Genomic DNA, 5329 nt, shown 5'->3' with positions numbered 1-5329 from the left:
TTTCGGCAAGTACAGCAACATGCGGGTCGGTGAGTATTTGGATTTCTTCGGCGCCGCCTACGGGATCGGCCGTCGCAAGCGGATCGTACGCATTGATGAAGTGCTGGAGATCGCCGGCGCGACATACATGAAAGATCTGTTCGTCGATGCACTCAGTCGCGGGATGCAGCAACGCGTGGCAATCGCCCGGACGCTGATGCACGATCCCCAAGTGATGATCTTGGACGAACCGGCCAACGGGCTTGATCCACAAGCACGGATCGACATGCGAACGATGTTGTTACGGCTGGCGGACATGGGAAAAACATTGATCGTCACCAGCCACATCCTGCCCGAGCTGGCGCGGGTGTGCGACATCGTGGCCATGATCACCAAAGGACGGCTGCGGGCGTTCGGCACGCTGGACGAAATCATGCGAGATATCCAGCAACGACGCACCTTCGAAATTCAATTGGTCGACCACGACCAGGTCGACCGTGTGGTCGCGTTGGTCGAGTCGTGGTCCCGCGAGATGAACCACGAATCCGAAGTGACCGGAGCGACGACCGAGACGATGGTTCGTTTTACCACCGGATTGAACGATCGGGAAATCACGCCGTTGTTGTCCCATCTGGTGGGGTCTGGCGAAGCGATCGCCCAGTTTCGCGAAGTGCCGACCGATCTGGAGGATGCCTTTTTGTCGGTCGCCAGCGGAAGTCACGGCGGCGATGCCCCGCAGACTCAGCCGGCAACGCAAGAGGCGGCTTCATGAGTTCGGCATTCAATCCCGTCGTGCAACGCGAGTTTTTCGGAATCGTCCGCTCGCCCAAAGCATTCGCAACGCTGTTGGCGCTGACAATCACGTTTTCGATTGCCGTGCTGATGCGCTGGCCGACCGATGCCACCGTCGACTTGAGCGGTGTGCAGTCGATCCAGGTGTTTCGTGTGTTCGGTTACGGCTTGTTGGCAGGCGTCGTTTTTTTGGTGCCCGCGTTTCCGGCGACCTCGATCGTCAATGAAAAGAACGCCGGCACGTTGGCCCTGTTGTTGAATTCGCCGCTCAGCCCTCTGTCGATCTATTTCGGCAAGCTCGCCGGCGTCTTGTTGTTCGCCCTGCTGGTCTTGCTGGCCAGTTTGCCGGGCGCCGCGGCCTGCTACGCGATGGGAGGCATCGACCTGAAGAGCGGGCTGGGGCTGTTTTACTTCGTGCTGTTGTTGTTGGTGTTTCAATACGCCACGTTGGGGATGTTGATCAGCAGCTATGTGCAATCGACCGACGCCGGAGTAAGGCTGACTTATTCGGTCATCTTCGCGCTGTTCTTTCTGACGCTGATCCCGGATGCGTTTTTTCCCGGCGGATCCGGAGTGATGGGAACCGTCGCCCAGTGGGTGCGCTACCTTTCGCCCGTGCCGGTGGTGATGCAGATCATGGGACAGGGCGGACTGGGTTCCAAGGGACTGATCAGCTCACCCGGCAACATGCAGTTCATTCTGTTCACGTTGGTCAGCAGCCTGGTCTTTGCCGGGGTTACGATTTCCAGATTGAACTATCGGATTTTCGACCAGTCACGGGCACAAGGCGTGATCACCGATGACCGTGGATTGGTCGCCCGCTTGCTGCGACGTTTCCTGTTTATTGTCGACCCGCAACGACGCAAGCCTGGCATCCCGTGGTACCTGAATCCGGTCATGGTCAAGGAGTTTCGTTGCCGCCGCTTCGGGCGATCTCAATGGCTGTTTCGATTGGTCGCGCTCTGTGCCGTCGTCTCCATGGTGCTGACCTTTGCCGCTGCGACGAGTGTGACGAGTTGGGGCACCGAAACCATCGGCGGATTGATGGTGATTTTGCAAGTCATCCTGATCGTCGTGATGACTCCCAGCCTGACCTCGGGGCTGATCAGCGGCGAACGCGACGGCGGTGGTTGGGAATTGCTGCGTCTGACACCGCTGTCGTCGCTAAAAATCGTCCGCGGAAAATTGCTCAGCGTGCTCTGGACGCTGTTGTTGGTGTTGATGGCGACGCTGCCGGGGTACTTGGTGATGATCTACATTCAGCCCCAGATGTGGTACCAGGTCAACTTGGTGCTGGTCTGTCTGGCTTGGACAGTGGTGTACACGGTGGCGGTCAGCGCCGCGGTCGGCAGTCTGTTTCGAACCACGGCCGTCGCGACCACCGTCACCTACGTCGTCGTGATGTCTCTGTTCGTGGTTCCGCTGTTGGTCTGGCTCGGACGCGGCGCCCCGTTCGGATTCGAAATGGTGCAACGCGTGTTGCTGATCAACCCGGTCGGCGCGGCACTCAGCGTGATCGAAACGCCCGGTTTTGAGCATTACAACCTGCTGCCCGCCGCGTGGTACGTCGCCGGTGGCTTTTCGGCCCTCATGTTCTTGGTCTTTGGTTTAAAAGTATGGCGCCTCACTCGTCCCGTCTAATGGTTGCGGTTTGGATTGCCGTTGCCCTCACGTCGCTTCCCGTGTGCAGCATCCCTTCGGGGGCTGCCGATCCGGCGGCCGCGGCGTCATCAATCCTGGACGTCGATGACGTGATGGAGACGGACCCTGCGTTTGCCTATCGAGAATCGCTGCTGGTAATCTCCAACGATGCGATACCGCTTTGGTTGGAAGCGCTTTCCCGGCCCAACGCCCAATTGCAACGTGTGACGATCGACACGATTGCTATCGCACACCGCCGGGGAATGGAAGGCATTGATGTCGCTTTGCCGGCACTGGTCGAATTGGCCGGGCAGAGCGAACTGGACGCCTCGGTCAGACGAGCGGCGGTTCGTGCATTGATCGCAATGGACGCCCGCGATCAGTCGCCGCTGTTGGCGATGTTGGCTGAGAAATACGGGATCGCCATTTCCTCGCTCGTCGAACCCGCGTTGGTGAAATGGAAGTCGCCCGAAATGTCTCAGCAGTGGCTGACGCGGCTCAGCGACACCGGGGCGCGGCGGCAATCCCTGTTGATTGCGATCCAAGGCGTGGGCGCCCTGGAACTGCACGACGCATCCAAACCGCTTCGTCGCTATCTCCGAGATGTGTCCTTGCCCGGTGGAATCCGATTGGCCGCGGCGCGGTCGCTCGGACAACTGTCCGCCTCGGGGCTTGAGCCGCTGGCTGCCGAGTTGATCGACGGCGCGCAGGATGACGGCGATGTCGTCGCGGACCTGTTGGCCATCGCACTGTTGAGCCGACACACCGACCCGGCGACGATCCAGTTGCTGCAATCGCTGATGGGCCGCAGCAGTACCGCGGTCCAATCCGAAGCGTTACAACGGTTTTATGAAATCGATCCCAAGCTCGTGCTCGATTTCACCGAGCAGGCGATCACCAGTCCAGACGTCAATGTCCGTCGCACGATTGCGTTGGCGCTGATCGACGGCAAACAGGTGCCTCACATCGCGTCCCTCGCCACGCTGCTCGATGATGTCAATCCAAGTCTACGCCGGCAAGTGGCAGCGGCGTTGTTTGAACTGGCCCAGCTTCCGCCGCTTCGCGATGAAGTCATCTCGCAAGCGTCTGGGATTCTCGATCAAGACTCCTGGCGTGGCTGCCAGCAAGCCGCCCGCGTGCTGGTCAGTTTGGACTACAAGCCCGCCGGGGATCGACTCGTTGATCTATTGCGACACCCACGCGGCGAAGTGATGGTGACGGCCGGTTGGGGGCTCCGTCGATTAGGGAAAAAACAACACCTGCCGGCAATGCTGGGGCGCGCGACCGAAATCCACCAGCAGTTTCGACAGGGAAAACTCAATGCGGGCTCACCCGGCGCGGTCGATCTGATGTCCCAGCTCTTCCAGGCCTTTGGACAGATGCAATACCGCGAAGCCGACGGGCTGGTCCGAGCCTACGTGCCGCGCAGTTTTTCACTCGGCGAGCGGGCCCGGACCGCCGCATCGTGGAGCGTCGGGTTTCTGTACCCCGACGAGGCCCCCGACGATCTGGTCAACATGTTGCTCTCGCGACTCAATGATGTCGAATCGCTGGAACCGGAGTACGGGACCGTGCGAGCGATGTGTGCGCAAAGTCTGGGGCGGATGAAGGCGAAAGCTGCCGTGCCGGATTTGCGACGGTTCGCCACCGACTTTGGCAGCCAAGTCAGTTTCTCCTGTCACTGGGCGATCGAGCAGATCACCGGTGAATCCTCGCCGCCGACCGTCTCACCAATCATCAACGACTACGAAGACTGGTTCCTGAAACCGGTGTCCGCCGACGAGTGAAACGGGGCAAAACGGGGCAAAACGATGACGGGCAAAACGATGGGGGAGGCAGAATGATGGGGGAGGCAGAATGATGGGGGCATAGGCACCAAGTTAATAGTTAACCCGCCCTGGCAGGCAGGTCCGAGCGCAGCGAGGGGCATACGCATCGATTTAGGAAGTCACCCTCCCGTGTGCGGGAGGGTCGAGCGAAGCGAGGGGAGGGTTGCGCGGCCGGGCACCCACCAATGCCACCAACGACGCAAAACCTCCCTCCCCGCGTCGTCGCACACTCCTCCCTTTGGGCATTGGTATCTACACATCTTTTGCATGTCAGATCTGTTCTGAGTGGCAGGTTTCGGCCAACGGCCGTTCACATCCATAGCCTTGGGCATCGCCCAAGGTCCGCAAACGAGAACGAGAGTGATTGGCCAACGGCCATACACAAAGGCCTCGTCAAACGCGAAGGTTGTGCATAGCCGTTGCACAAATCTAAACTCATTGCGATCAGGTCCCTGGGGCAACGCCTGCCTACCTTGTTGAGCTGCGTCACCACGAAGGTCCGTCAAACCAGTGCGAGTCGGCTTGCACCCTTGGCCAGATCCAGGCAAATGATCAGCTTGCCATCGGCACGGGCAAAGGTGCCGCTTTTCAACCGTGAAACCGCGGCAACTTCTGTCAACGAGATCGGCTTGCCCGCGTGCGTCAGCGCGGGAGCCTGGGTGATTGACGTGGCGTCCACCGAGATCGTGAAATCTTTGCACGCCAGCGGGGCTTCAATAGCGATCGTGCCAGGGTCGCGCCGTGTCAGCACCGTCAGTTTCTTTGCCGCCCAGTAACGCGCAATTTCACTGACCTTCATCCATAACGTCTCGTCGCCGAAGCGTGACGCCAGCGATTCGACCACGCGTTTGAATGCCTCAAATCCCGTCTTGGTCCCGTTGCAATACATGCCCGGCCAATGACACAGCATCACGGCCGGCTGGCCGCGCTCGATCAAGTCCACCATCCGCCCCGACGTGGCATCGGCGCTGCAGTACAGATCCGGCTGCGACACCTTGCTGCCTTCCCAGCTGCCGAACCAGTCACCCGTCCCCGCCGGCACGTTCATCGTCAGGTTGGAAAGAACCTTGTCGCCGTCAAATTCCAGC

General features: G+C 59.9%; 3 protein-coding genes and 1 pseudogene. 3 read left to right on the top strand and 1 reads right to left on the bottom strand.

Going from position 1 to position 5329, the window contains the following annotated elements; all coding sequences use genetic code 11:
* The 3 genes from ABX749_RS20450 to ABX749_RS20440 all read left to right on the top strand — a co-directional run.
* Window positions 1-751 (top strand): ATP-binding cassette domain-containing protein (locus ABX749_RS20450; RefSeq protein WP_372897604.1); only part of this gene is annotated, 751 nt, incomplete at its 5' end.
* The gene (locus tag ABX749_RS20445; protein ID WP_372897603.1) at window positions 748-2412 is read left to right on the top strand and encodes an ABC transporter permease subunit; all 1665 of its coding nucleotides are present in this window, start codon (window positions 748-750) and stop codon (window positions 2410-2412) included. The genes ABX749_RS20450 and ABX749_RS20445, both read left to right, overlap by 4 nt.
* A gap of 41 nt (window positions 2413-2453) precedes the next feature.
* Entirely contained in the window at window positions 2454-4199 is a 1746-nt protein-coding gene (locus ABX749_RS20440) for a HEAT repeat domain-containing protein (RefSeq protein ID WP_372897602.1), read from the top strand.
* 544 nt (window positions 4200-4743) lie between these two features.
* Here ABX749_RS20440 and ABX749_RS20435 read toward each other — a convergent pair.
* Window positions 4744-5329 (bottom strand): annotated as a pseudogene (locus tag ABX749_RS20435) (hypothetical protein); the annotation flags it as partial.

Origin of the sequence: Stieleria sp. (assembly GCF_041595215.1) — a bacterium.
In the GTDB taxonomy this organism is placed as follows: domain Bacteria; phylum Planctomycetota; class Planctomycetia; order Pirellulales; family Pirellulaceae; genus Stieleria; species Stieleria magnilauensis.
The sequence above is the reverse complement of the archived record's forward strand: the minus strand, read 5'-3'. Positions and strand labels throughout refer to the sequence as shown.